The following is a 24,323-nucleotide window of genomic DNA, read 5'->3' on the forward strand; positions in this document are numbered from 1 at the left end:
AGGTATTGATCAGGAGTGGTTGCAACCGCAAGCGGCTGGGTGGGAATCTTTGTGCCCGCGTGGGGGCACCGGATCGACGCCGCCCGCATTCCAGGGATGACAGCGGCCCAGGCGGCGCGCGGCCAGCCAGCTGCCGCGCAGCGCACCATGGGTCTGGAGCGCCTCGATGGCATAACTGGAACAGGACGGATAAAAGCGGCAATTCTGCCCGAGCATCGGCGACAGCACGAGTCGATAGGCTCGCACGATCCAGATGAGCAGGGTCTTCATGGCGTCGGTGGCGCAGGCGCCGGCCCAACGGGGCGGCGTGGACGCTGTGAAGCCAGCAGGCGTGACAGTTCGGCGTGCAACAAGCGTTTCAGCGCGCTGTTGGTCGCCGGACCGGCCTTGGTGTTTACCGGACGGGCCAGGCGAACGATGCAATCGACAGCCTGGATCTCGTGCGTGCGGAACAGTTCGCGCGTGACGCGCTTGATGGTATTGCGGGTGACGGCGCGCGGCGCGAAACGTTTGGCCGCGACGATGCCCAGCCGCGCATGGGGCAGCGGGCTGGGTCGCGTGTACAACACGAAATGCGCGGACTTTTGCGTGGGCCGCAAACGAAAAACGGATGAAAACTCATCCGTTTTTAAAATGCGCCGAGCGCGCGCGAAGTCGTGCGAACCTTCGCCTGTCATGGCCGACCGCAGTGGAGCAGGCGAGCTGGCTTAGACAGCCAGACGCTTGCGGCCCTTGGCGCGGCGTGCGTTCAGGACTTGGCGGCCACCACGGGTAGCCATACGTGCGCGGAAGCCGTGCGTGCGCTTGCGACGAACGACGGAAGGTTGGTAAGTACGTTTCATGGTGGTCTCGCTTAAAGCAAAATAGGATGCAAAATCGGGTCTGACGTCTTCTCGTCAGGAATCGGCGCCAATGACAGTTCGCAGTTGTTAAGCCAGCGTCACGCCACAGCTCGTCCCTGCACTTCATGGCCAAAATTGCTCGGCTGACAGGCAGGCGGACGGGGAACCCTGAATTAGACTCGATTTCGCCCCCGACTGTCAAGGCGACTGTTGTTTCACTTTTTACTGACGGTATGGATAACTCGATCTTTATCCCCAGCCAACGCGCAAAAACTTGGCCCAACCTGTGGATAACTTGCGCGTAGACGGGTAAAATAGCGTGTTACGTATCAATAAGCCGCATACATGGAAAATTTTTGGCAGACCGCCTCCGCACAACTGGAGCTCGAGCTGACGCCGCAACAATACAGCGCGTGGATCAAACCGCTCGTCGCCCTCGATTACGAGGACGGCAAGCTGCGCATTGCAGCGCCCAATCGATTCAAGCTCGACTGGGTGAAGTCGCAGTTCGCCAACCGCATCACGGCGCTGGCCTGCCAGTACTGGGAAGCCCCGGTCGAGGTGCAGTTCGTGCTCGACCCGCGCCTGAACGTGAAAAAGCCGGACGCCGTGCGCCCTGCCCCTGTGAACCAGGCGGAACCGGGCCAACTGCGCCCGTCCGCACCCGCCGAGCCGCAGCAAAATTTAAATATCGCCAACTCGCCGAAGCGCGAGCAGAGCCGCATCAACCCGGACTTGACGTTCGACAGTTTTGTTACCGGTAAGGCCAACCAGCTGGCGCGCGCCGCCGCGATCCAGGTGGCGAACAACCCGGGCGTGTCCTATAACCCGCTGTTCTTCTACGGCGGTGTCGGCCTCGGTAAGACGCACCTGATCCACGCGATCGGCAACCAGGTCATGGCCGACCAGCCGGGCGCGCGCATCCGCTACATCCACGCCGAGCAGTACGTGCGCGACGTCGTCACCGCCTATCAACGCAAAGGTTTCGACGACTTCAAGCACTATTACCACTCGCTCGACATGCTGCTGATCGACGATATCCAGTTCTTCGGCGGGAAAAGCCGCACCCAGGAAGAGTTCTTCTATGCGTTCGAGGCGCTGATCGCGGCGAAAAAGCAGATCATCATCACCTCGGACACCTATCCGAAAGAGATCACGGGCATGGACGACCGCCTGATCTCGCGCTTCGACTCCGGCCTGACGGTCGCGATCGAGCCGCCGGAACTGGAAATGCGCGTCGCGATCCTGCTGAAAAAGGCGCAATCGGAAGGCGTCACGCTTTCCGACGACGTCGCCTTCTTCGTGGCGAAACACCTGCGCTCGAACGTGCGCGAGCTGGAAGGCGCGCTGCGCAAGATCCTGGCCTACTCGCGTTTCCACGGCAAGGACATCACGATCGACATCGTGAAGGAAGCCCTGAAGGATCTGCTGTCGGTGCAGAACCGCCAGATCTCGGTGGAAAACATCCAGAAGACGGTGGCCGACTTCTTCAACATCAAGGTCGCCGACATGTACTCGAAGCGGCGCCCGGCGAACATTGCCCGCCCGCGCCAGATCGCCATGTACCTGGCCAAGGAATTGACGCAGAAGAGTCTGCCGGAAATCGGCGAACTGTTCGGCGGCCGCGACCACACCACCGTGCTGCACGCGGTGCGCAAGATCGCCGGCGACCGCCAGAAAAATGCCGAGTGCAACCACGAATTGCACGTGCTGGAGCAGACCCTCAAGGGCTGATCCGATCACACATCGCCGGGGGTGGCATTTACCCTCGGCAATTGGCAGAATAGTGCAGTAGCAACACTTTCAGTATTAACCCTTTCTGAGGACAACTATGCAATTGGTCAAAACCACCCGAGACACGCTTCTCCGGCCACTGCAGATCGTGAGCGGTATTGTCGAGCGTCGGCACACCATGCCGATTCTGGCCAATATCCTCATCCGCAAGGACGGCGAAAGCGTCTCTTTCCTGTCGACCGACACCGAAGTGCAGATCACGACGCACGCCAACATCGGTTCCGGCGATGACATCACCGGCACCACGGTCGCTGCCCGTAAACTGCTGGACATCCTGCGCGCGCTGCCGGAATCGGGCGATGTCACGATGACGCTGGCAAATAAACGCCTGGCTGTGCAGAGCGGCAAGTCGCGCTTTGCGCTGCAGACCCTGGCCGCCGAGGAATTCCCGACCGTCTCGGTTGCGGACACCTACAACGCCACCGTCACCTTGCCGCAAAAGACGCTGAAGCACCTGTTCAACATGGTGCACTTCGCGATGGCCCAGCAGGACATCCGCTACTACCTGAACGGCCTGCTGCTGGTGCTGGACGGTAACAAGGTGATTGCTGTCGCCACCGACGGCCACCGCCTCGCGTTCTGTCAGGTCGAAGCCGAGCAGGAATTCACGCGTCAGGAAGTCATCATCCCGCGCAAGACCATCATCGAACTGCAGCGCTTGCTCGAAGAAAGCGACGAAACCGTCCAGCTCGACATCGCCGCGTCGCAGGTGAAACTGACCTTCGCCGACATCGAACTGGTCTCGAAGCTGGTCGAAGGTAAATTCCCTGACTACACCCGCGTGATCCCGAAGGGCTATAAAAATGACTTCACGATCAGCCGCGACGAACTGCTGCGCTCGCTGCAGCGCGCCGCGATCATGACCAGCGACAAGTTCAAGGGCGTGCGCTGCATCATCACCCCGGGCAGCATGAAGATCAGCTCGACCAATGCCGACCAGGAAGAAGCGGTCGAAGAACTCGAGATCGACTACGGCGGCGACCAGATCGACATCGGTTTCAACGTCACGTATCTGCTCGACGTGCTGAACAACCTGAAGTGCGACCAGGTGAACATCGCCCTGGGCGACTCGAACTCGTCGGCCCTGATCTCGATTCCCGACAATGGCGATTTCAAGTACGTCGTCATGCCGATGCGTATCTAAAGGTCGCTGGCTGCCTCTTGTTTAATCAAGAGGCGGCCCGAACTGAGCAGTCTGAATACACAGTTTTTTGAGAAAGCAGTCCATGTCCGATAACACCAACGAAATGCCCCAGTCGCCGATGATGTCGGACGATTACGGCGCCGCCTCGATTCAAATTCTGGAAGGCCTGGAAGCGGTGCGCAAGCGCCCGGGCATGTACATTGGCGATACCTCGGACGGCACCGGCCTGCACCACCTCGTCTTCGAGGTGCTCGATAACTCGATCGACGAATCGCTGGCCGGCTACTGCACCGAAATCCACGTCACCATCCACGCCGACAATTCGATCTCGATCGCCGACAACGGCCGCGGCATCCCGACCGGCGTCAAGATGGACGACAAGCACGAGCCGAAGCGCTCGGCGACCGAAATCGCCCTGACCGAACTCCACGCCGGCGGCAAGTTCAACCAGAACTCCTATAAAGTGTCCGGCGGCCTGCACGGCGTCGGCGTGTCCTGCGTGAATGCGCTGTCAAAACTGCTGCGCGTGACGGTCCGCCAAAAAGGCAAAGTGCACCAGATGGAATTCGTGCGCGGCGTTCCGCAAAACCGCGAAATCGAAATCGTCGACGGCTTCGAAGTCTCCCCGATCAAGGTGATCGGCGAAACGGACAAGCGCGGCACCGAAGTGCACTTCTGGGCTGACGAAGAAATCTTCACGACGGTCGAATTCCATTACGAGATCCTGAGCAAGCGTATCCGCGAACTCTCGTTCCTGAACAACGGCGTCAACATCAGGCTGAGCGACCACCGCACCGGCAAGGAAGAAGTCTTCGCCTTCGAAGGCGGCACCCGCGGCTTCGTCGAGTACATCAACAAGGCGAAAACGGTCCTGCACCCGACCGTGTTCCAGGCCACCGGCGACCGCATGTCCGAGCATGGCACGAATATCTCGGTCGACGTCTCGATGCAGTGGAACGACGCCTACAACGAGCAGGTGCTCTGCTTCACCAACAACATCCCCCAGCGCGACGGCGGCACCCACCTGACCGGCCTGCGGGCGGCGATGACGCGCGTGATCAACAAATACATCGACGAGAACGATTTCGCGAAGAAGGCGAAAGTCGAGATCTCGGGCGACGACATGCGCGAAGGCCTGACCTGCGTGCTGTCCGTCAAAGTGCCGGAACCGAAATTCTCGTCGCAGACCAAAGATAAACTCGTGTCTTCGGAAGTGCGCGGCCCGGTCGAGGAAATCGTGGCGAAAACGCTCACCGACTTCCTGAACGAAAAGCCGAACGACGCCAAGATCATCTGCGGCAAGATCGTCGAAGCCGCCCGTGCCCGCGAAGCGGCTAGAAAAGCGCGCGACCTGACCCGCCGCAAGGGCGTGATGGACGGCCTGGGCCTGTCGTCGAAACTGGCCGACTGCCAGGAACGCGACCCGGCGCTGGCCGAGCTGTACATCGTCGAGGGTGACTCGGCAGGCGGCTCCGCCAAGCAGGGCCGCGACCGCAAGTTCCAGGCGATTTTGCCGCTGCGCGGCAAGGTGCTGAACGTGGAAAAGGCGCGCTTCGAAAAGATGCTGTCGTCGGAGCAGATCACGACCCTGATCGCGACCCTCGGCACCTCGATCGGCCCGGACGAGTTCAACGTGGATAAACTGCGCTACCACCGCATCATCATCATGACCGATGCGGACGTCGACGGCGCCCACATCCGGACCCTGCTGCTGACGCTGTTCTACCGCCAGATGCCGCAGCTGGTCGAACGCGGCCACATCTATATTGCCCAGCCGCCGCTGTACAAGGTGAAGTCCGGCCGCGACGAGCGCTATTTAAAAGACGACGTCGAGGAAGCGAGCTACATGATGATGGTGGCGCTGAACGGCGCCTCGCTGCTGCCGCGCGAAGGCGCCGAGCCGATCACGGGCGAAGCGCTGGCCGAGCTGGTACGCCAGTACAACCTGGCCAACGCCATCATGATGCGCCTGACGCGCGTGATCGACCGTGCCGCGCTGACCGCCATCATGAGCGGCGTGACACTGGACATGATGACGCTGGAAGCCGCCGAGGCATCCGCCAAGGTGATGGAAGCGGCGATCAACGACCCGGCCGTGCGCGTGGTCGTGCGTTCGGACGAGCTCAGCGAAAAGCACTCCCTGCGCATCGAGCGCATGCGCCACGGTAACGTCTACGTGACCTCGATCGACGCCGACTTCGTGCTCAGCAACGACTATGCCGTGCTGGCCAACGCCGCCGCGACCTTCCAGGGCCTGATGGGCGAAGGCGCCATCATGCGCCGCGGCGAAGGCGAGAAAATGAAGGAATTCGCCGTGCGCGAATTCCACGAAGCGATGATCTGGCTGCGCGAAGAAGCCGAACGTGGCGTGTCGAAGCAACGCTATAAAGGTCTGGGCGAGATGAATCCGGAACAGCTGTGGGAAACCACGATGGACCCGACCGTGCGCCGCTTGCTGAAGGTGCAGATCGAAGACGCGATTGCCGCGGACCAGATTTTTACTACGCTGATGGGCGACGAGGTCGAGCCGCGAAGGAACTTTATCGAGTCGAATGCGCTGCAGGCGGGGAATATCGACGTCTGATGTGATCCACGTGTTGTGAATGAACGGCCATGGCGACATGGCCGTTTTTTTACGCCCAAAAATTGCATAAGCCCTGCGCATGCACTGGTCGAAAGTATTGCAGAAGGTCAATAAAGTAAGGAAGGGCATAGGCTACCGTTCAGTGTTCGTTTCTACATCACTGGCCGACACCGATGAATGCTCCCGACAAGCAGCAAGCGCCGGCAAAGGCGGACGCTCAGAGCCGCCCCTTGTTCCGCGCGCAAGCCATCGAGCACGTCAGCTCCAGGCAGTACGGCACGGTCATCCTCGCCCATCCCGTCAGTCACCGCGTCCTGACGGCCGTGTTCGTCGTGATCGCCCTGTGTATCGTCGCCTTCTTCTTCCTGTTCAGTACCACGAGAAAGGCCGAGGCGAGCGGCGTGTTACTGCCGAGTGCGGGCGTGATTCGCGTTACGCCGGTCCAGGCCGGCATCGTCACCGACAAACGGATCAGGGAAGGACAGGCGGTCAAGGCCGGCCAGGTCATGTTCGTGCTGTCCGCCGAGCGCAGCAGCGCCGGCAGCGGATCGGCGGAGAAACGCGTCTCCATGCTGCTCGAAAGCCAGCTCGCCAGCCTGCGCACCGAACTGAAGCAGTCGGAAATACAGGGTAGCCAGCGCATTGCCGCCGCCAGGCAGCGGGCACGCGACCTGGCGCTGGAAGCCGAACGCGCCCTGGGCCAGATCGGCTTGCAGACCAAACGCGTCGCGCTCGCCGAGCAGTCCTTTACACGTTTTGCCGAGCTGGCGGCGACCAGCTATATCTCCGCCGCGCAATTGCAGGACAAGCAGGGCGAACTGCTCGACCAGCGCCAGCGGCTGGCCGATCTCGAACGCGTGCATGCCGCCAGCGAACGCGAACGGGACGCGGCGCAAGCGAACCTGGCCGACCTCGAACTGCAGGCGCAGCGTGAAACGAGTGCCCTGGGCCGGACCCTGTCCTCGCTCGAACAGAACCTGACGGAAAACGAAGCACGCAGGGAAATCCTCGTGCGCGCGCCCGTCGATGGCGTGGTGACGGCGATTGCGGCCGAACTCGGCCAGACGATTGCGCCCAGTACCACCCTGGCTTCGGTCCTGCCCCACGGTGCGCAACTGGAAGCCGAAATCTATGTTCCCTCGCGTTCGATCGGCTTCGTCAAGCCCGGCATGCTGGTGCTGCTGCGCTACCAGGCCTATCCCTACCAGAAATTCGGCCAGCACCGTGCGCGCGTGCGCGAAGTGGCCGATACGTCCATGCTGCCCCAGGAACTGGGACTGCCACAGACGCCCTCTTCGGAACCGCTCTACCGGATCCGCCTGACCCTGGACTCGCAAACGATCACCGCCTACGGCAAGCCCTTGCCCTTGAAGTCAGGAATGGTCATCGATGCCAGCATCCATCTGGACCATCGCCGCCTGGTGGAATGGATTCTGGAACCACTGTTCAGCATTACCGGACGCGGCTGATAACCCTCTCCGGAACAACGCAACGGCAGGCCCCTTTACGAGACAGCCATGAAACTCAAGAATTCCCCGCAGTATTCGTTTTGGCGCCGCAACCGGCTTCCTCTCATCCTGCAAACCGAAGCGGCCGAATGCGGTCTGGCCTGCCTCTGCATGGTGGCCAGTCATTTCGGCCACCGGCTCGATCTGGCCAGTTTGAGGGCGCGCTTTTCGGTGTCATTGAAGGGAGCGACGCTCAAGGGCGTCATGAACATGGCGCAGGGCCTGGCGCTGCAGACCCGCCCCTTAAAACTCGATATCGACAAGCTGCCGCAGCTGAAAATGCCCTGTATCCTGCATTGGGACATGAATCATTTCGTCGTACTCAAAAGCGTATCGACCACCCACGCAATCGTTCATGATCCCGCGGTCGGCGTGCGCCGCCTGCCGCTGAGCGAGTTTTCCCGGCATTTCACCGGGGTCGCACTGGAATTGCAACCGACGACCGAATTCGTCAGGCAGGACGAGACGCAGAATTTTCCCTTGCTGTCATTGATGGGCCGGGTGACCGGTTTGCGCCGCGGCCTCATTCAATTATTGCTGCTCGGGCTGGCGCTGCAATTGTGTGCCCTGGTCGCGCCCTTCTACATGCAATGGGTGATCGACGAGGCCATCCTCGTTTCTGATCGCGACTTGTTGACGGTGCTCGGCATCGGCTTTTTACTGCTCGTGGTGCTGCAGACGGCAATCGGTGCGGTGCGCGGCTGGATCACGACCGCGCTTGCGACCGACCTGAATTTCCAGTGGTTCGGCAACGCCTTCGCCCACCTGATGAAGCTGCCGCTACCCTATTTCGAAAAACGCCATACCGGCGACATCGTCTCGCGCTTCACCTCGATCCACACCATCCAGCACAGCCTGACGACCCAGTTCGTCGAGGGGATCATCGACGGCGTCCTCGTGCTTGGCACGCTGGCGATGATGTTCACCTACAGCCCGAAACTTGCGGGGATCGCCTGTATCGCCGTGCTCCTGTATGTCCTGTTGCGCCTGGCGATTTTCGGCGCGCTGCGCGATGCCACCGCCGAGCAGATCATCCACGCCGCCAAACAGCAAACCCACTTCCTGGAATCGGTGCGCGGCATCCAGAGCATCCGCCTGTTCGGCCGCAGTGAAGAGCGGCGCGCCAGCTGGATGAATGCATTGGTCGACCAGTTCAACGCCGACCTGCGCATCGCAAAGCTCGGCATTACCTACCAAAATGCGAATGCATTCCTGTTCAACAGCGAACGTGTGCTGGTGATCTGGCTCGCCGCAACCCTGGTGCTGGACAACACGCTGTCGGTCGGCATGCTGTTCGCTTTCATCAGTTACAAGGACCAGTTCAGCAGCCGCATGACCAGCCTGGTCGACAAGGTGTTCGAACTCAAAATGCTGCGCCTGCACGGCAACCGGCTTGCCGACATCGTCATGACCGAGCCCGAGGTAAGCAGCCAGGACTTTGAAATCGACACAAGCGCAATCACTCCCTCGATCGAGTTCCGGAACGTCTCCTTCCGCTACGGCGATGGCGAAGCGTTTATCCTCAAAAACCTGAATCTGGTGATTCCCGCGGGCGAATGCATTGCCGTGACCGGCCCCTCCGGCTGCGGCAAGACGACGCTCATGAAACTGTTACTGGGTCTGCTCGATCCGGTGGAAGGCGAGATTCTGATCAACGGCATCAAACTGCAGCAACTCGGCGCAGCCAATTTCCGCAACCTGATCGGCACCGTGATGCAGGACGACGGCCTGTTCGCCGGCTCGATTGCCGACAACATCAGTTTTTTCTCGCCCACGGCCGATCTCGAACGCGTGCAGGGCTGCGCGCAACTGGCCGCCATTCATCCGGAAATCATGAGCATGCCGATGGCCTACAACACCCTCGTCGGCGACATCGGCAGCGGGCTGTCGGGCGGACAAAAGCAGCGTCTCCTGCTGGCGCGGGCGCTGTATAAACAGCCGAAGATCCTGGTACTGGATGAGGCGACCAGCCATCTGGATGTGTGGAACGAACAGGCCGTCAATGCGGCGATCAAGACGCTCGCGCTGACCCGCGTGTTAGTTGCGCACCGGCCCGAAACGATCGCCATGGCGGAGCGGGTCGTGGTGCTGCAGCAGGGGGCGATCGTGCAGGATCATCGGCAGAGCGAGATTCAGAAGATACGGGCGTGATGTATGGAGCACGCGTGATCACATTCGAGCGCAAACCGATCGATAGATTATTGAAAAGATATTGAACAAACAGTAGACTCCAAGACACCGTGTCCTGGCCTACTGTATGTCTCTTATTCCCGAAGTTTAAACAGCAAGTGCCAGCTCATGGAGCGAAAAAGAGCTGAGGAGCGCAGTAGACGCGTACTTGGTGATGCTTCGTTCGGAACTGAAGGGCGAGCCTTACAACAAGGCCGAAGTCAATCGCCAGCTGCGTGACGGACCGCTTGCAGGTCGAACGAAGGCATCGGTCGAATTCCGCATGCAGAACATCTCGGCGGCACTGTACGAACTCAAGATGCCGTATATCGCCGGCTATCTCCCTGCACGCAATATCGGCACTGCCGTGAAGGAGAAAATGGTCGCGCTGCTCCAACTGCACGACATCGCATTTTTGACCGCTTACGTGCCGACGGCGGATGCGGCTGCATTGGCGGCGCAGGTCTCGACATTGCGCAACCAGGCATACTTGAAGATACCGACAGGCTCGAAGCATCCCCAGCTAGCACTCAAGACCAGCGCCAGCTATGTGCGCGATCCCGCCGTCAAGGCCTGGGTCCTCAAGGTCGCCGACGGAATGTGCGAAGGCTGCGATCAGGCCGCACCTTTTATTGGCAACGATGGATTACCGTACCTGGAAGTGCATCACGTGATGCCTCTGGCGAGCCACGGCTCGGATACCCCGACAAATGCCGTGGCTTTGTGCCCGAATTGCCATCGCCGCTGCCATTACGCGAATGACAGCGACGAGTTCAAACTCCACTTGTACGAAAAGATTCCGCGACTGCGGCTGGAGGTGCCTGAACCGCTCGACGCGGGAACTTATGCGTCGATCGATGTGGGACGGACCTAAGAAAGCTCAGCGTGCCACGACATCCTTGCGCGTCAAGCCGTCGAAGGCCCGCACCGGCCGGGCACCGCCAGCCATGCCGGCCATTCGTCCCAGCGGCGCTTCCACCCAACGGAAAAACGCCGCTCCGCCCGCGAGGCTCGCCGCCCAGGCGATAAGCGTGCCCACTGCCTGCCACGCCACATCCACCGGCACAAACCGTGTAAATGCCGCATTCACCACCAGGCACACCGGGAAGTGCACCAAAAAAATCGAATAGGAGTTCTTGCCAAGCCAGTTCGCCAGCGACCATCCAGTGCTCGAACGAACCCGTACCCGCCCCAGCAGCATCAACACGCACGCCACGCTGAGCGCCACCGCAATCCGGCTCCTGAAATCGAGCGTCAGCGCCGCCAGCGTCGGCACGACCATCATCAGGAACAGCACCACAACAGTACGCGGCTTGCGCGCCGGATCACCGGCCCACCAGGCCAGCATGCCCAAGCCATAGCTGCCGAAGAAATACGGTGCCCACACATCCCAGTCCGCATCGCGGTTGAAGTAGAACAGCGAGGACACGACGACCACCGTCATCATCACAGGCGCGAGCCACGGCCGATGCAGTCCGCCGGACAGGCGCCCGCACAGCCACAACAGCAAGGCAGCCCCCGCATACAGCTGGAAATCGATGGCCACGTACCAGGCACCGGCGGACAAGGATTCGTAACCGAGCACGCTGTGCAGCAGCAGCACGTGCGCGGCCAGTTGCGTCACGCTTGGTGCGCTGGAAATCGATTCGTGCGTCATCCAGGCGGAGGCAATGGCCGAGGCAAGGGCGGCAAGCAAAGTGGCGACGATAAACGGCGGCGCCAGCTTTACATAGCGCCGCCACATGGTGCCAAGCGGGTTGCGTTGCGTTCCCAAGCCCTGCGGCGACAGCGATTTGGCGGCGAGAAAGCCGCCAATGACGAGGAAAATCTGCACAGCGATCCGGGCGTCCCCGGCGAGCCAGTCGAACAAGTCGGGCATGAGCGGCCGCGCACGGTCGGCCATCGGCCCGTAGAAGGCGAGATGATGCAGCACGATCAGCTGCGCCGCGACTGCTTTTAAAAGATTGATCAGGCCAAATTGTGTTTGCTGCGCTCCAGCTGCTGCGGGCACTACGCGACTCTGTACTTCCATCCACATCCCATGCCAGACAACATTACTCCCAACCTTACCGAAGCGAATGCTGCTGATCTTGCCGAAAGGGCGCCATCATAGCCGAGCATGCAGAATTGTTACCACGCGATACGTTAGCAATTGTTTCAGGATGGGAGGGTATTTACATGCGATCCAGCAGCTGCAAGGACGCCCGATCGCTCATCACCAGCACCAGTTTCAGTCTCGCCCGCGTCATCCCCACAAACAGTTTACGCAGCACGAGATCCGTCATGTCCTCGAAATCGATCTCCGTGAAAATCAGCGCCGGCGCAGACTGTCCCTTGAACCGGTACACCGACTCCGCCAGCAGTCCCCCTTCGCGAAACACCGGATTGCCGAACAGGTCGTACTCCCCCGTGAACGACCGCAGCGTATGCGCATCGCTCAGTTTATCGAGGTTCAGGATCGCCGATTTTTCTCGCCCGCGGAACGAGCAGATCGCGATGTCGTGGCGGCCGAAGCCGGCGGCCAGGCACGACGTCACCGCGCGCCGGGTCTGGGCCAGCATCGCCTCGGTGTCGCCCTCTGGGTAAGTGAGTTCCTCGATGTCGGCCCCTTTAAAAGGGCTGCCGGCTTCGACCGGGTCGCGTGCGGCGCCCATCGATTTGAGCATCTGCACGATCTGGCGCGGACTGCGGTAGTTGGTGTCGGAATGGAGTTTCACCCAGCCCGGCAGGGCCACCATCTGGCGGCCATATAAATTCTGGTCGGGGTCCTCGAGCCAGATCGCGCGGCCGTTCGGCTTGACCATGGCGAGCACGATGTCGCGCCAGGCGGTCGAGAAATCCTGGCCCTCGTCGACGATCAGCACGTCGTACTGCCAGGTCTCGGGTAATGCCACGTCGGCCAGGGCCTGCTCGATCTCGTTCCAGACCTCGGGCGAGGAATAATCCGGGGTCACGTCCTGGGCGCGCATGTAGGCGTCGCACAGCATGTGGAAGGTCGAGACGCGCCCGCCCGGCGGCACCAATCGCTCGATGTGGTCGGCCAGCGGGCGATTGAAGCAGACGTACAGGGGGCGCAGCCCGGCGTCGATTGCGGCCTGGTATTCGGCCAGCGCCAATTGCGTCTTGCCGCTGCCGGCGGTGCCGACCACACGCAGGCGGAAGGGTTCGAATTCGAGCCGGCGCGCCCAGGTGGCGAGGCCGCCGGACAGGCGCGTCACCATCTGCGTGGCCGAACCGATCATCGAGCTGGGATCGGGGCGCAAACTGAGGGTGTCGCCGAGGAAGCGCGTGACCTTGTCGAATTCGTCGGTCTTCTCCGTGATCGGCAGCGCCTCGCGGATGATCTTCGCCAGTTTGCCCTTGTTGGTGGCGTCGATGATGTGGCGCGGGTCGATGCCTGCCAGGTTCGGGTCGCGCACCGTGTAGTCGGGGCAGTACAGCAGGTAGTCGATCGACAGCTCTCCCTGATAGCGGCGCGTCAAGCCCTCGATCGTGTGCAGGATGTGGGCGCGGATTTTACGGGGCTTGCCCTGGAAGTTCTTCTGCAGTCCGTCCGCGGTCTCGTTCATGAAACCGGCAACCTGCTCGATCAGCAGCATGCGCCCGTTCGGGGCGACGACAATGAAATCGACGTCGCCGTACACCGAGTATCCCTGCTCGACATTCGTCCAGTGCACGCCGTGGTAGATGCTGTAGGGCGTGTCGGACAGGCGCTGCTCGAGCAGGGACAGGGTTTCAATCTCGCGTGCGGCATTTCCGGTGACGGACATCTCGCGCCAGCCGGCAGGATGGATTTGGGCCATGATCGACGCTTCGCAGATGATGAAGATGACAAGATTGTAAGGCTGTTCATGGGAAGCAAACACACTATTGAAAAGCGGGGCGCGCAGGCGTCACCCCTGAGCTAAAATCGAGCCCTTTCCCTTGCCCGGCGCGTACGATGAAGTCCACAGATGCAGGCTTGAATTTCGGCGGTTTGAAGCACGTCTTGTCCGATGCCGTCCGCGGCGCCCCGTACGACGTCATCCTGCAAAGCCTGCTCGACGAGGCGCGCCGCCTGATCAACGAAGACAGCTGGGCCGCGGTCTACCTGATGGACGAGCCGGCGAACCAGCTGTGCCTCGCGGCTGCGACAGGGCTACCGCCGCAGCTGACGGCGGCGCTGGCGACACTGCCGGTCGATCCTGCGGGCCCGCCCTGCGGCCGCGCCGCCCACGCGGGCCAGATCCTCATCGTCGAGGACCTGCGCGAGGAAGCCTCGATGCAGCCCTGGCTGCCCCTGGCCGAGGCCCATGGCATCCGCTCGTGCTGGTCCTTTCCCCTGCATTCCCCGGGTGGCAAGATCCTGGGCACGCTCGCCGTCTTTCATGCGAAGCAAAGTGCGCCGGACGCGCTGCTGGTCGGCGAAATCGGCTATTTCACCGACCTGCTCGCGCTGCTGACCGAGCGTCACCTGCGCGAACAGGAAAACCGGACGCGCCACCAGGACGCCGAACGCGAGCTCGCTTCCATGGCCGACGCATCCGAACGCCGCCGGCGCCTGTACGAGACCGTGCTGTCGAATACGCCCGATCTCGTCTACGTGTTCGACCTCGAGCACCGGTTCACCTATGCGAACGCCGTGCTGCTGCAGATGTGGGGCAAGACCTTCGAGGAAGCGGTTGGCAAGACCTGCTGGGAACTGGGCTACGAGCCCTGGCACGCAGCCATGCACGACCGCGAGATCGAAGAGGTGAAAGCGACCAGGGCGCCGATCCGCGGCGAGGTGCCCTTCAACGGCACCTTCGGGCGGCGCATTTATGACTACATTTTCGTGCCCATCCTCGGGCCCGACGGCGAAGTCGAGGCGGTCGCCGGCACCACGCGCGACGTTACCGAGCGCAAGCGCTTCGAGGAAGACCTGCGCGACAGCGAACTGCGTTTTCGCACCATCACCAATGCGATGCCGCAGATGGTGTGGACCGCGCTCCCCGACGGCAGCATCGATTACCACAACGAGCGCTTCTACGACTTCGTCGGCTTGCCCGCCAGCGCGGCCGGAGGCACGAGCTGGGCCGAGGACCTGCTGCATCCCGACGACAGGGAGGCCGGCCACGCGCGCTGGGTGCACAGCATCGCCAGCGGCGCACCCTACGAGGCCACCTACCGCCTGCGCCACCACAGCGGCGAGTACCGCTGGATCCTGGCGCGCGCGCTGGCGCTGCGCAGCGAGAGCGGCGAGATCGTCAAATGGCTCGGCACCGACACCGACATCCACGCAGCCAAACTGACCGAAGAAGCGCTGCAGGCGGCCAACCACCGAAAGGACGAGTTCCTGGCGATGCTGGCGCACGAGCTGCGCAACCCGCTGGCGCCGATCAGCGCCGCAGCCCAGGTGCTGCGCCTGGTGCCGAACAACGCGGATAAAGTACGGCAGTACAGCGAAGTGATCTCGCGCCAGGTCAGCCACATGACGACCCTGGTCAACGATTTACTTGACGTCTCGCGCGTCACGCGCGGCATGGTGCAGCTGGAGAAGGCGCCGGTCGACGTGAAAGCCGTCGTTACCAGCGCCGCCGAACAGGCGCACCCGCTGGTCGAAGCCGGCAGGCATACGCTGGCGCTGCAGCTGGGATCGGCCCCGGCGAGCGTGCTGGGCGACCGCGCGCGCCTGATCCAGGTGACGGCCAACCTGCTGGCGAATGCGGCCAAGTACACGCCGGCCGGCGGCCACATCACGCTGGCGCTGGAGGTGAATAATGGCGTGGTGCGCATCGCGGTGACCGACAACGGCAACGGCATCGAGCCGGCGCTGCTGCCGCACATCTTCGACCTGTTCGTGCAGGGCAAGCGCACGCCGGACCGGGCCCAGGGCGGTCTCGGCCTGGGGCTGGCGCTGGTCAAGAACATCGTCGCCATGCACGGCGGCCAGGTCGGCGTGCGCAGCGCCGGCCCCGGCCAGGGCAGCACGTTTACGGTGGAACTGCCGGCGGCCGGCCAGCTGCCGCGTCCCACGGCCGAGGCGGCGCCGGCCTTCACCGCATCGGACCGTGCGCTGCGCATCATGCTGGTCGACGACAACGTCGACGCCGCCGCGACCCTGTCGGTGCTGCTGGACGCGGCCGGGCACCGGGTGCAGACCATCAACGACCCGCGCGACGCGGTCGGGGCGGCGCTGGCTTCTCCGCCGGACGTGTTCATCCTCGACATCGGCATGCCGCTGATCGACGGCCACGAACTGGCGCGCCGGCTGCGTGCCGAGCCGGCGCTGGCGGGCGCGCTGTATGTGGCGCTGACCGGCTACGGCCAGTCGAGCGACCGCGAGTCTTCGCGCCAGGCCGGCTTCGACCGCCACTTCGTGAAACCGGTCGAGGCGGCGCGCCTGCTGGCGGCGCTCGAGGGGCAAGGCGCTTCCTGAAGGCCGGACGAACTGCCGGGTTGCCATTGGTGCTAGACTGCTGGCGCTGGTGAATGCTAAGCCGGCGTCCATCCACGACCATCCACGCACAGCACTGCCCCCGATGCGCGAATCAAGCCTGTTCAACAATCTCACCGCCAGTTCGGTCGTCACCGTCGCCTGCATCCTGGGCCTGCTGTATTTCGGGCGCGACGTGCTCGAGCCGCTGGCGCTGGCGACCGTATTGAGCCTGGTGCTGGCGCCGCTGATCCGGTCGATGCGCCGCGTCGGCCTGCCGCGCCTGCCGGCGACGCTGGTCTCGGTGCTGCTGGCGGGGACCTGCGTGATCGGCATCGGCACCATCCTCGCCTTTCAGCTGGTGGCGGTCACGCGCGACCTGCCCGAATACCGGGCCGCGATCCGTTCCAAAATCGAACGCGTGCGCGAGCTGACGGAACGCCCGTTCGCGCGCCTGGAAGCCGAACTCAGTGCGGTGGCGCCGCAGTCTCCCGTGGCGCCGCCGCCGCCGGTCACGGTGCGGCGCGGAACGCTCACCACCAGCGCGAACCAGCCGCTGCCGGTCGAGATCCGCGCGCCGCGCGCCACCACCCGCGACACCCTGGCGCGCCTGTTTTCCCTGGCTTGGGGGCCGATCGGCGAAGCGGGCCTGGTGCTGGTGCTGCTGGTGTTTATCCTGCTCGAACACGAATCCCTGCGCGACCGCGTGATCCGCCTGGCCGGCCAGGCCGAGATCAGCCGCACGGTGCGCGCCCTGTCCGATGCGACGCGCGGCGTTTCGCGCTTTTTCCTGTCGCAGTTCGTCGTCAATCTCACCTTCGGCGCCCTGATCGGCGGCCTGCTGTGGGCCTTCGGCGTGCCGCATGCGGCGCTGTGGGGCGCCTTGTCAGGCCTGCTGCGCTTCGTGCCCTACCTCGGCATCATGGTGGCGGGCGTGCTGATCGCCGTGTTCGTCGCCGCCATCGACCCGGGCTGGACGATGGCGCTGTCCTGCCTGGCGATCTTCGTCGCGCTCGAGCTGTTCGTGGCGAACGTGGTCGAGCCCAAGGTGTACGGACACAGCTCGGGCCTGTCGCCGCTGGCCGTGATCGTCTCGGCCCTGTTCTGGGGCGCGATGTGGGGACCGGTGGGGCTGCTGCTGTCCACACCCCTCACGCTCTGCCTGGTGGTGGCCGGGCGCCACGTGCGCGCGCTGGAACCGGTGACGATCCTGCTGGGCGACGTGCCGGACGTGAACGTGGCCCAGCGTTTTTACCAGCGCGTGCTGGCCGGCGAGACCTACAACATCATCCTCGATGCGCGCAGCTATCTCGACCGCCACAGCTTCGCGCGCTATTGCGACCAGATCCTGCTGCCCGGGATCGCGCTGGCCGCCGCGGAACAGCGTGCCGGCCAGCTCGAGACCGCGCAGGCGGCGCATCTGCGCACCACCATCGCCGACGTCGCCGCGACGCTGACGCCGGTGTCGAAGGAAGTGCCGCGCAACCGCCGGCGCAAGGGCCGCGTCTCCCTGCTCGACGCCAACGTCGGCGCCCACCTGCGCAAGATGCGCGAGGAACGCCTCGGCCGCTGGCAGGGTTCGCTCGACGTGCCTTCGCACTCGATCGTGCTCTGCGCCGGCCTCGGCACCGAGCGCGACGACCTGCTGACGGAGCTGCTGGTACGCGCCCTGCGCGAACTCGACGTCGATGCGCGCAGCGTGGTCATCGGCGCCGACCAGGACAATCCGGGACCGGACAAGGCCGACCTGATCTCGACCGTGTTCCTGATCTACCCGGTCGAATCCATGCTGGAGCAGTGGCAGCGCGTGGCCGACGAATTGCGCGCCGGCCTGCCGAACGCCTTGCTGGTGACGATCCGCCTGCCTTTTGGCGAGACGGCTGCGAACCAGACGGTGGTGCAGGAGCACGTCGACATGGTGCTGCGTTCGTTCGAGGAAAGCCTGGCCTTCGTGGTGCCGGAGCGCGTGGGCCAGGCCTGAACGCCCGTCGATAACCCAGCCTGTGTATCATGTAGGCGCCATGCGCTACCGCCTCGCCATTTTCGATTTCGACGGCACCCTTGCCGATTCGTTTCCGTTCTTCCTCAGCGTTTTCAACCGGATCGCTGACGAGCACGGCTTTCGCCGCATCGACCATGCCCACGTCGAGCGCCTGCGCCACTATGGCACGCGCGAGATGATGCGCGAGGTCGGCATGCCGGCCTGGAAGCTGCCGCTGGCCGCCGCCAGCTTCAAGACCCTGATGCGCGAAAATGCGGGACAGGTGCGCCTGTTTCCGCAGGTCGATCATGTCCTGCGCGCGCTCGCGCGCGACAACGTCAAACTGACCATCGTCTCCTCGAACGCCGAGGACAACGTGCGGCAGGTGCTGGGGCCGGAACTGTCTCCCCTGATCAGCCAGTACGAATGCGGCATGTCGATCTTCGGGAAGACCGCACGCATCCGCAAGGTGTTAAAGCGCGCCGCCATGGCGCCCGACGCGGCCCTGTACATCGGCGACCAAACCACCGATGCCGACGCCGCGCGCCGCGCCGGCGTCGCCTTTGCAGCCGTGCACTGGGGCTACGCCCCGATCGAGGCGCTGCGCAAGGTCGCGCCCGAACACGAGTTCGACTTGCCCGCTTCGCTGGCGGCAATTCCCACGCTGTAACCGACACAAGCGCGGCGCCGACGCCGCTCATCGGCTGACAAGCCGCATGCCCCTTCCTGCAAGAATTTACTTCGCATGCTAAACTTTCATAATCAAATTAAATCCCGCATCCTATGGACGCCTTCGACCAGACCCTGATCCAGCTCACCGCCGCCATGACGCAGGCTTCGCGCGCCTACAAATCGATGGCGGACAAAGTGGCGTCGCAGTACAGCCTGTCGCAGGCGACCGCGCTCCCGGTGCTGATCCTGGGACGCCTGGGCCAGGACGGCGTACGCCCCGGCATGCTGGCCGACGCCCTCGGCCTGGAGCCGTCGTCCCTGGTGCGCGTGATCGACCTGCTGATCGACAGCGGCCTGGTCGAACGTCATGACGACCCGCAAGACCGCCGCGCGCGCATCCTGCAATTGACCGAAGACGGCAAGACCCGCGCCGCCCAGATGGAAGAAGCGCTGATCCCCTTCCGCCGCAGCGTCTTCGCCGGTGTCGACCCGGCGGACATCGACACCTGTCTGCGCGTGCTGACCAGCATTCAATGCCGCATCGGCAAAGCGGAATCGACCGGCGACAAGCAGGGATGAAGTTGCCCTCGAAAAACGAGGCCCTGTTCTCGCTTAAAAGTTTCGCGGCAGCGATGCTCGCGCTTTATCTCGCGATGCGCATCGGACTGCCGCGTCCGTTCTGGGCGCTGATGACGGCGTATATCGTCGCAGCGCCCTTCGCCGGCCCCACCCGCTCGAAGGCCGTGTTCCGCTTCGGCGGCACGCTGCTGGGCGCGCTGGCTACCGTGATCCTGGTGCCGCTGTTCGCCAATTCCCCGGAACTGCTGTCGCTGGTGCTGGCGCTGTGGGTCGGCGGCTGCCTGTACATTTCCCTGCTGGACCGCACGCCGCGTTCCTATGTGCTGATGCTGGCCGGCTATACCGCCGGATTGATCGCCTTCCCGGCCGTGAACGACCCCGGCACCATCTTCGACATCGCCCTGGCCCGGGTCGAGGAAATTTTGCTCGGCATTAGTTGCGCAACCGTCGTGCACTCGCTGTTCTTCCCGCAGGGCTTCGGCCCGGTGCTGCTGGCGCGCCTCGACCACGCCTTGCGCGACGCCCAGGCCTGGATCGCCGATGCGCTGGCCCCGGTCACGCAGGCCGCCAACATCTCGCTCGACCGCCGCAAGCTGGCCGGCGACATCACGGAACTGCGCATGATGGCCGTGCACCTGCCGTTCGACACTTCGCACCTGCGCTGGACCGCGAACGCGATCCACGCGCTGCAGGAACGCCTGGCCGCCATGGTGCCGCTGCTGTCCTCGATCGAAGACCGCTTGAAGGCCCTGCGCGGGCTGGGCGTCTCCGATGCACGCTGGCGCGCGGTGCTGGCCGAGATCACGGCCTGGACTGGCAGCCGGCGCGATGCCGCACCGCCCGGCACGCCGGCCGCCCTGCGCACCGCGATCGACGCCCTGACGCCCGCCGCCGAGCGCCATGCCGACTGGGGCGACCTGCTGCAGATTAACCTGGCCGCCCGCCTGCGCGCGCTGGTCGACGTCTGCGTCGACGCCCACGCGCTGCGCCGCCATATCGGGGCCGGCACGGCCGGCATGCTGCCGGAAGCGGCTTTCGATCTGCCCAACGTGAAGCCGCAGGCGCTGCACCTGGACCACGGCATGGCCCTGGTGTCGGCGGCCGCCGCCGTCATCGCCACCCTGGCCGGCTGCGCCTTCTGGATCCTGACCGGCTGGCCCTCGGGCGCCGCGGTGCCGATGATGGCGGCGGTGATGTCCTGCTTCTTCGCGACCCAGGACGACCCGGTGCCATTTATTAAGGGCTTCCTGGTCTGGACCATTTATTCGGTGCCCCTGTCCGCCTTTTATCTGCTGGCGGTGCTGCCTGCAATTCACAGCTTCGAAATGCTGGTGCTGGCCTGCGCCCCCGCCTTCCTGGTGCTCGGCGTGCTGATCGCGCGCCCGGCGACCTTCGGCAAGGCGATGCCCTTCATGTTCGGCATCGCCGGCACGCTGGCCCTGCAGGACACGAACACGGCCGACGCCGCCTCGTTTATTAATTCGACGCTGGCCCAATTGGCCGGACTGGCGCTGGCCGTGCTGGTGATCGGCGTGTTCCGCAGCGTCGGCGCCGGCTGGACCGCGCGCCGCCTGCTGCGTGCGGGCTGGGGAGAATTGGCAAAGATAGGAGACGGCCGCCAGGCGCCCTCGCTGGCGGAATTTTCCGCGCGCATGGTCGATCGCATCGCCCTGCTGACGCCGCGACTGGCGCTGGCCGGCCCCCAGCAGGATTTACAGGCGAGCGACGCCCTGGTCGACCTGCGCATCGGCCTGAACATGACGCAACTGCTGTCCGTACGCAGCGAGCTCGGCCGCAGCCAGGCGGCGCTGTGGGCCCTGTTCGAACATTTATCTCAACATTTCGCGGCACGCCCCGCCAGCGCCCCGGTGGAGGACGCGCGCCTGCTGGTGTCGATCGACAACGCCCTGCGCTCGGTCAGCGCGGCCCAGGTCTCCACTGCGCGCGGCGATGCGCTGGCCTCGCTGGCCGGCATCCGGCGCGACCTGTTCCCGTCGGCAGCACCCTACCAACCTTCACCCGCAGTACTCCCGCTTTTCGACAAGGAGATCCGATGATCGGCGAAGTCAGCCTCTACGGCATGTATTTCCCGCCGCTGCTATTGCTGGCCTTGCTTGCCTACGTGGTCTCGCGCCTGTGCAACAAGCTGCTGGCGCGCACCGGCTTTTATAAGCACGTGTGGCACCCGGCGCTGTTCGATTTTTCGCTGTTCGTGATCGTGCTCGGCAGCCTTGTTTTTATTGGATCCAACTGGTTTTAAATAAAAAGATGAAATTCTCTCCTCAAGCATTCACGCGGGTCGGCATCACCGTCCTCGCCGCCGCCGGCGCCATCTATGCGGGCTGGCAGTTGTGGCGCCACTATGAAATCGAACCCTGGACCCGCGACGGCCGCATCAAGGCCTATGTCGTGCAGGTCGCGCCCGACGTCACGGGACAGGTGACCAGGGTCTACGTCCACGACAACCAGCAGGTAAAAGCCGGCGACCTGCTGTTCGAAGTCGACCGCGCCCGCTTCGAGCTGGCCCTGCGCCAGGCGGAAGCCGCCGAGGACGCGGCCAAAGTCGCCGTCAGCCAAGCCGAGCGCGAGGCACGCCGCAACGTCCAGCTGGGAGATCTGGTGGCGCAGGAAGCACGCGAACAAGGCGTATCTCGCGTCGAACAGGCACGCGCGGCGCTGGCGCAAGCTGTCGTCAACCGTGATACGGCGCGCCTGAACCTGGACCGCACGCGCGTGGTGTCGGTGGTCAGCGGCTCGGTGACGAACCTGGACCTGCGCGCCGGCGCGTACGTGAGCGCCAGCCATCCGGTGATGGCGCTGGTCGACCGCGGCTCGTTCTACGTCGAGGGCTATTTCGAGGAAACGAAACTGGCGGCGATCCACCTGGGCGATCCGGTCGCCGTCTCGCTGATGGGCGCGAAGCAGCAACTGACCGGCCATGTCGAAAGTTTTGCCGAGGGTATCTCCGACCGCGACCGCACGACCGGCACCAACATGCTGCCGAACATTAATCCGACGTTTAACTGGGTGCGGCTGGCCCAGCGCATTCCGGTGCGCGTGGCGCTCGATCCGGTGCCGAACAATGTGCGCCTGGTGGCGGGACAGACGGCGACGGTGCAGGTGTTGCCGGCGCCACCGAAAAAGGTGTCGTGATGCGCGCGCGCACTCTTACCTCGGCCGCGCTGCCGCTGTTGCTGGCGGCCTGCGGCACGGTAGTCGGCCCGAATTACAAGCTGCCTGAGCAGGCCGTCATCAAACGGCCCGATGCCGCTGCACCGTTCATCGGTGCCTCGGAAAAACCATTCAGCCAGCAGCCGCTGCCCGGGCAGTGGTGGCGCCTGTACCGTGACAGCACGCTCGACGCCCTGATCGACCAGGCGTTTACAGCCAACACCGACCTGCGCGTGGCGGCCGCCAACCTGGCGCGCGCCCAGGCCGTGGTGACGGAGGCCGAACAGCTCGGCCGGCCCGGCGTCGACGTCTCGGCTGCTCCCGCTTATGGTCGCGCCTCGGGCGCCGCCATGGGCGTACCGCACGCGCTGCCCGACCACGCCAGCTACGACGCCGGCCTGCGCGTGTCGTATCAACTCGATTTATTTGGAAAAATCGCACGCGCGGTGGAGGCGGCGAATGCCGATGCGGACAGCGCGCAGGCGGCCAGCGACCTGGCGCGCGTGACGGTGGCGGCGGAAACGACGCGCGCCTATGCCGAGGCCTGCTCAAACGGCCAGCAGATCGCGATCGCGCGCCAGTCGGTGGCCTTGCAGGACAGATTCGTCCGTTCCACCGCCCAGCGCGTAAAACTCGGACGCGGCACGGCGCTCGACAACAGCCGCGCGCTCGGCCAGCTGGAACAATTGCGCGCCGCCGTACCGCCGCTCGAGGCCGGGCGCCGCGCCGCCCTGTACCGGCTGGCCGTGCTGACGGGAGAAACGCCGGCACACTTCCCGCAGGCGGTGGCGGGGTGCGAGAAGGTGCCGCAGCTGGCTACTGCCATTCCGGTGGGCGATGGCGCCGCCCTGCTGCGCCGCCGTCCCGACATCCGCCAGGCCGAACGCCTGCTTGCGGCCAGCACGGCGCGCATCGGCGTGGCGACCGCCGAGCTGTATCCGCAGATCAGCCTGGGCCTGTCGGCCGGCAGTACGGGCGCCCTGTCCGGCTTCGGCGACGCCAATACCTGGCGCTACAGCCTGGGTCCGCTGATCTCGTGGTCGCTGCCGTCGACCGGCACGGCACGCATGCACATCGCCCAGGCCGAGGCCGGCACGGCTGCCTCGCTGGCGCGCTTCGACGGCGTCGTGCTGAACGCGCTGCGCGAGACGGAAACGGCGCTGAGCAACTATGCGCGCGAACTCGACCGTCACGCCGCGTTGAAAGCGGCGCGCGACCAGAGCGCGCTGGCATCCAGTCAGGCTTCTAAACTGTATCGGTTCGGCCGCACCGACTTTCTGACCACGCTCGATGCCGAGCGTACGCTGGCCTCGAACGAGGCGGCAGTGGCGGCGTCCAGCGCGAAGCTGGCGAGCGACCAGGTGACGCTGTTTCTGGCGCTGGGGGGTGGTTGGGAAGGAGCAGCCAAGTAACTCGACGTGGCGCACTTGCATGACGCGCTATTTGCTTGTTGCTGCTGCACCGCGTGGAGTCGGGACTCCACCC

At 64.0% G+C, this 24,323-nt stretch carries 19 protein-coding genes; 14 read left to right on the forward strand and 5 right to left on the reverse strand.

All coding sequences use genetic code 11. The features are described 5' to 3' along the window. Positions 1–9: 9 nt before the first annotated feature. The 3 genes from yidD to rpmH are packed head-to-tail and all read right to left on the reverse strand — an operon-like array spanning position 10 to position 842. Positions 10–270, reverse strand: coding sequence for a membrane protein insertion efficiency factor YidD (yidD, locus tag ACI48I_RS18580; protein WP_193687600.1), 261 nt, complete (start codon positions 268–270; stop codon positions 10–12). Beyond that, on the reverse strand, positions 267–677 hold the full coding sequence (gene rnpA, locus ACI48I_RS18585; RefSeq protein ID WP_193687601.1) for a ribonuclease P protein component: 411 nt from the start codon (positions 675–677) through the stop codon (positions 267–269). Before rnpA ends, yidD begins: the two co-directional genes overlap by 4 nt. Positions 678–707: 30 nt before the next feature. Continuing rightward, on the reverse strand, positions 708–842 hold the full coding sequence (rpmH, locus tag ACI48I_RS18590; RefSeq protein WP_040378179.1) for a 50S ribosomal protein L34: 135 nt from the start codon (positions 840–842) through the stop codon (positions 708–710). Between the two features lie 345 nt (positions 843–1,187). On the opposite strand from rpmH, the gene dnaA reads away from it, so the two are divergent. The 6 genes from dnaA to ACI48I_RS18620 all read left to right on the forward strand — a co-directional run bounded on the left by dnaA (position 1,188) and on the right by ACI48I_RS18620 (position 10,915). After that, the gene (gene dnaA, locus ACI48I_RS18595; protein WP_498575055.1) at positions 1,188–2,576 is read left to right on the forward strand and encodes a chromosomal replication initiator protein DnaA; all 1,389 of its coding nucleotides are present in this window, start codon (positions 1,188–1,190) and stop codon (positions 2,574–2,576) included. Between the two features lie 97 nt (positions 2,577–2,673). Further along, positions 2,674–3,780: a DNA polymerase III subunit beta gene (gene dnaN / locus ACI48I_RS18600; protein WP_193687603.1), complete on the forward strand. Its 1,107-nt coding sequence runs from the start codon at positions 2,674–2,676 to the stop codon at positions 3,778–3,780. Between the two features lie 82 nt (positions 3,781–3,862). Next, the gene (gene gyrB / locus ACI48I_RS18605; protein ID WP_193687604.1) at positions 3,863–6,364 is read left to right on the forward strand and encodes a DNA topoisomerase (ATP-hydrolyzing) subunit B; all 2,502 of its coding nucleotides are present in this window, start codon (positions 3,863–3,865) and stop codon (positions 6,362–6,364) included. A gap of 173 nt (positions 6,365–6,537) precedes the next feature. Beyond that, positions 6,538–7,833 (forward strand): HlyD family secretion protein, encoded by a 1,296-nt coding sequence (locus tag ACI48I_RS18610; RefSeq protein WP_498575056.1) that lies wholly within the window; start codon positions 6,538–6,540, stop codon positions 7,831–7,833. Positions 7,834–7,881: 48 nt separating this feature from the next. Further along, positions 7,882–10,023, forward strand: a complete 2,142-nt coding sequence (locus ACI48I_RS18615; RefSeq protein WP_498575057.1) for a peptidase domain-containing ABC transporter — start codon at positions 7,882–7,884, stop codon at positions 10,021–10,023. 193 nt (positions 10,024–10,216) lie between these two features. After that, entirely contained in the window at positions 10,217–10,915 is a 699-nt protein-coding gene (locus ACI48I_RS18620) for an HNH endonuclease (protein ID WP_498575058.1), read from the forward strand. A gap of 6 nt (positions 10,916–10,921) precedes the next feature. On the opposite strand, the gene ACI48I_RS18625 is transcribed toward ACI48I_RS18620, so the two are convergent. Continuing rightward, positions 10,922–12,073: an acyltransferase family protein gene (locus ACI48I_RS18625; protein ID WP_193687607.1), complete on the reverse strand. Its 1,152-nt coding sequence runs from the start codon at positions 12,071–12,073 to the stop codon at positions 10,922–10,924. Positions 12,074–12,215: 142 nt separating this feature from the next. Further along, positions 12,216–13,844 carry an ATP-binding domain-containing protein gene (locus ACI48I_RS18630; RefSeq protein ID WP_498575059.1) on the reverse strand — a complete coding sequence of 543 codons (1,629 nt, stop codon included), beginning with the start codon at positions 13,842–13,844 and terminating at the stop codon, positions 12,216–12,218. A gap of 137 nt (positions 13,845–13,981) precedes the next feature. On the opposite strand from ACI48I_RS18630, the gene ACI48I_RS18635 reads away from it, so the two are divergent. The 8 genes from ACI48I_RS18635 (at position 13,982) to ACI48I_RS18670 (ending at position 24,250) form a co-directional block, all read left to right on the forward strand. Continuing rightward, positions 13,982–16,438: a hybrid sensor histidine kinase/response regulator gene (locus tag ACI48I_RS18635; protein ID WP_498575060.1), complete on the forward strand. Its 2,457-nt coding sequence runs from the start codon at positions 13,982–13,984 to the stop codon at positions 16,436–16,438. A 103-nt stretch (positions 16,439–16,541) separates the two neighbouring features. Continuing rightward, positions 16,542–18,416, forward strand: coding sequence for an AI-2E family transporter (locus ACI48I_RS18640; RefSeq protein WP_193687610.1), 1,875 nt, complete (start codon positions 16,542–16,544; stop codon positions 18,414–18,416). Between the two features lie 40 nt (positions 18,417–18,456). After that, complete coding sequence (locus ACI48I_RS18645; protein WP_498575061.1) at positions 18,457–19,086, forward strand: HAD hydrolase-like protein; 630 nt, start codon at positions 18,457–18,459, stop codon at positions 19,084–19,086. A gap of 113 nt (positions 19,087–19,199) precedes the next feature. Next, on the forward strand, positions 19,200–19,667 hold the full coding sequence (locus tag ACI48I_RS18650; protein ID WP_193687612.1) for a MarR family winged helix-turn-helix transcriptional regulator: 468 nt from the start codon (positions 19,200–19,202) through the stop codon (positions 19,665–19,667). Continuing rightward, entirely contained in the window at positions 19,664–21,724 is a 2,061-nt protein-coding gene (locus ACI48I_RS18655) for an FUSC family protein (RefSeq protein ID WP_498575062.1), read from the forward strand. The genes ACI48I_RS18650 and ACI48I_RS18655 overlap by 4 nt, the downstream gene beginning before the upstream one ends. Next, the gene (locus tag ACI48I_RS18660; RefSeq protein WP_193687614.1) at positions 21,721–21,927 is read left to right on the forward strand and encodes a DUF1656 domain-containing protein; all 207 of its coding nucleotides are present in this window, start codon (positions 21,721–21,723) and stop codon (positions 21,925–21,927) included. The genes ACI48I_RS18655 and ACI48I_RS18660 overlap by 4 nt, the downstream gene beginning before the upstream one ends. 8 nt (positions 21,928–21,935) lie before the next feature. Beyond that, positions 21,936–22,820, forward strand: coding sequence for an efflux RND transporter periplasmic adaptor subunit (locus tag ACI48I_RS18665; protein ID WP_193687615.1), 885 nt, complete (start codon positions 21,936–21,938; stop codon positions 22,818–22,820). Further along, positions 22,820–24,250 carry an efflux transporter outer membrane subunit gene (locus tag ACI48I_RS18670; RefSeq protein WP_498575063.1) on the forward strand — a complete coding sequence of 477 codons (1,431 nt, stop codon included), beginning with the start codon at positions 22,820–22,822 and terminating at the stop codon, positions 24,248–24,250. The genes ACI48I_RS18665 and ACI48I_RS18670 overlap by 1 nt, the downstream gene beginning before the upstream one ends. The last annotated feature ends 73 nt before the right edge of the window (positions 24,251–24,323 follow it).

This window comes from Massilia sp. LXY-5, from assembly GCF_059801075.1.

What these genes read in the sequence shown, in the direction of transcription:
- yidD (WP_193687600.1), bottom strand. Translation starts at nt 270, where the DNA reads ATGAAGACCCTGCTCATCTGGATCGTGCGAGCCTATCGACTCGTGCTG.
- rnpA (WP_193687601.1), bottom strand. Translation starts at nt 677, where the DNA reads ATGACAGGCGAAGGTTCGCACGACTTCGCGCGCGCTCGGCGCATTTTA.
- rpmH (WP_040378179.1), bottom strand. Translation starts at nt 842, where the DNA reads ATGAAACGTACTTACCAACCTTCCGTCGTTCGTCGCAAGCGCACGCAC.
- dnaA (WP_498575055.1), top strand. Translation starts at nt 1,188, where the DNA reads ATGGAAAATTTTTGGCAGACCGCCTCCGCACAACTGGAGCTCGAGCTG.
- dnaN (WP_193687603.1), top strand. Translation starts at nt 2,674, where the DNA reads ATGCAATTGGTCAAAACCACCCGAGACACGCTTCTCCGGCCACTGCAG.
- gyrB (WP_193687604.1), top strand. Translation starts at nt 3,863, where the DNA reads ATGTCCGATAACACCAACGAAATGCCCCAGTCGCCGATGATGTCGGAC.
- ACI48I_RS18610 (WP_498575056.1), top strand. Translation starts at nt 6,538, where the DNA reads ATGAATGCTCCCGACAAGCAGCAAGCGCCGGCAAAGGCGGACGCTCAG.
- ACI48I_RS18615 (WP_498575057.1), top strand. Translation starts at nt 7,882, where the DNA reads ATGAAACTCAAGAATTCCCCGCAGTATTCGTTTTGGCGCCGCAACCGG.
- ACI48I_RS18620 (WP_498575058.1), top strand. Translation starts at nt 10,217, where the DNA reads ATGCTTCGTTCGGAACTGAAGGGCGAGCCTTACAACAAGGCCGAAGTC.
- ACI48I_RS18625 (WP_193687607.1), bottom strand. Translation starts at nt 12,073, where the DNA reads ATGGAAGTACAGAGTCGCGTAGTGCCCGCAGCAGCTGGAGCGCAGCAA.
- ACI48I_RS18630 (WP_498575059.1), bottom strand. Translation starts at nt 13,844, where the DNA reads ATGGCCCAAATCCATCCTGCCGGCTGGCGCGAGATGTCCGTCACCGGA.
- ACI48I_RS18635 (WP_498575060.1), top strand. Translation starts at nt 13,982, where the DNA reads ATGAAGTCCACAGATGCAGGCTTGAATTTCGGCGGTTTGAAGCACGTC.
- ACI48I_RS18640 (WP_193687610.1), top strand. Translation starts at nt 16,542, where the DNA reads ATGCGCGAATCAAGCCTGTTCAACAATCTCACCGCCAGTTCGGTCGTC.
- ACI48I_RS18645 (WP_498575061.1), top strand. Translation starts at nt 18,457, where the DNA reads ATGCGCTACCGCCTCGCCATTTTCGATTTCGACGGCACCCTTGCCGAT.
- ACI48I_RS18650 (WP_193687612.1), top strand. Translation starts at nt 19,200, where the DNA reads ATGGACGCCTTCGACCAGACCCTGATCCAGCTCACCGCCGCCATGACG.
- ACI48I_RS18655 (WP_498575062.1), top strand. Translation starts at nt 19,664, where the DNA reads ATGAAGTTGCCCTCGAAAAACGAGGCCCTGTTCTCGCTTAAAAGTTTC.
- ACI48I_RS18660 (WP_193687614.1), top strand. Translation starts at nt 21,721, where the DNA reads ATGATCGGCGAAGTCAGCCTCTACGGCATGTATTTCCCGCCGCTGCTA.
- ACI48I_RS18665 (WP_193687615.1), top strand. Translation starts at nt 21,936, where the DNA reads ATGAAATTCTCTCCTCAAGCATTCACGCGGGTCGGCATCACCGTCCTC.
- ACI48I_RS18670 (WP_498575063.1), top strand. Translation starts at nt 22,820, where the DNA reads ATGCGCGCGCGCACTCTTACCTCGGCCGCGCTGCCGCTGTTGCTGGCG.